General features: G+C 40.7%; 1 pseudogene. It reads left to right on the plus strand.

The features are described 5' to 3' along the window. Positions 1-135: 135 nt before the first annotated feature. Positions 136-1,239: pseudogene (locus PX484_RS01695) on the plus strand (ABC transporter substrate-binding protein/permease); the annotation flags it as partial. Between the last annotated feature and the right edge of the window lie 199 nt (positions 1,240-1,438).

A 1,438-nucleotide genomic window follows, 5' to 3' on the forward strand; every position in this document is an offset into this window, starting at 1 on the left:
CTTGGCTGTCTATATTTTAACCAATAAATTGCTGTATTGCAAGCATAGTCAGCTTTTAAAGATAAATTATTGTTTTATTGGTCAGCAATAATTGTCTGTTTTTTCTTTAATTTTACATGACAAGTTCGGAAGAGCCAAAATTTTGAAGACTTAAAAGGCAAAAGAATTGCCGTCCAAATTGGCACAACGGGAGCCTTAGAAGCGATAAAAATACCCGGGTCAGTGGTTAGTCAATTTGACTCGGCGGCTTTAGCTTTGCAGGAATTAATTAATGGTCGAGTTGATGCGGTAGTTAACGATAAACCCGTGACTTTGTATGCAATTAAACAAGCGGGTTTACGAGGTGTAAAAGTAGTCGGAGAATTATTAACGGAAGAATTCTACGGCATTGCTTTACCCAAAAATTCCCCCTATCTCCAGTTAATTAATGATGCTCTCGGTCGAGTCATAGAAAGTGGTCGGTACGATGCTATTTTTCGGCAATGGTTTGGAGAAAAACCGCCAGAATTACCCTTAGTTGCCCCAGCTTTAAAGAATTTACAGGAATCGAGTTTTAACTGGGGAGAATTATTCTATAACCTGATTTTTAAAGGGGTTCCCTGGACAATTCTGTTAACGGTTCTGTCTTTTCTGTTCGGGTTAATCGGCGGAACTTTAGTGGCTATTGCCCTGATTTCTCCCTACAAATGGTTAAAAATAATTTGCCGCATCTATGTGGATTTCTTTCGGGGAACACCGATGCTGGTGCAATTATTCTTGATCTATTTTGGTTTGCCCGGGTTGTTCCGAGAAATTGGCTTAAATATCGACTTAGATCGTTTACCGGCGGCCCTATTTGCCCTAAGTTTAAATGTAGCGGCCTATTTAGCTGAAATTATGCGCGGCGGTATTCAATCGATCGATAATGGTCAATGGGAAGCTTGTTCTAGTCTAGGAATGTCCCCAGTGCAAACCATGCGCGAGGTGATTTTTCCCCAAGCTTTTCGCCGGATGTTGCCACCCTTGGGGAATGAATTTATCACCCTAATTAAAGATACCAGTTTAGCGGCAGTAATCGGTTTTGAAGAGTTATTCCGGCAAGGTCAATTAATGGTAGCCACTACCTATAAAGCTTTCGAGATTTATATCGCCGTTGCTTTAGTTTATTTGGTTTTAACTACCCTTTCCTCCGTGGTATTTAAGCGCTTAGAGATTTATATGGATCCCCTACATAAATCTAAACAGGAACAGAAAGCCTAGGGGCAACAGATGGGAACTGAAACCGAGTTTAAGAGAATTGTCAGGGGGGTAACTTCCAGGCTCTCTTGGATTTGGTGGGTAAAATGTATTCTAAGATACATTCCTTCTAGCGAGGGGGTGGAACGAACCACAAAGACACAAAGGACACAAAGATTGATCGATCATATTGTAAGTTAAACTTATCACACAGAACCTAGAA

It is taken from the genome of Microcystis sp. M49636_WE2, assembly GCF_030065375.1.
Classification (GTDB): Bacteria; Cyanobacteriota; Cyanobacteriia; order Cyanobacteriales; family Microcystaceae; genus Microcystis; species Microcystis aeruginosa_C.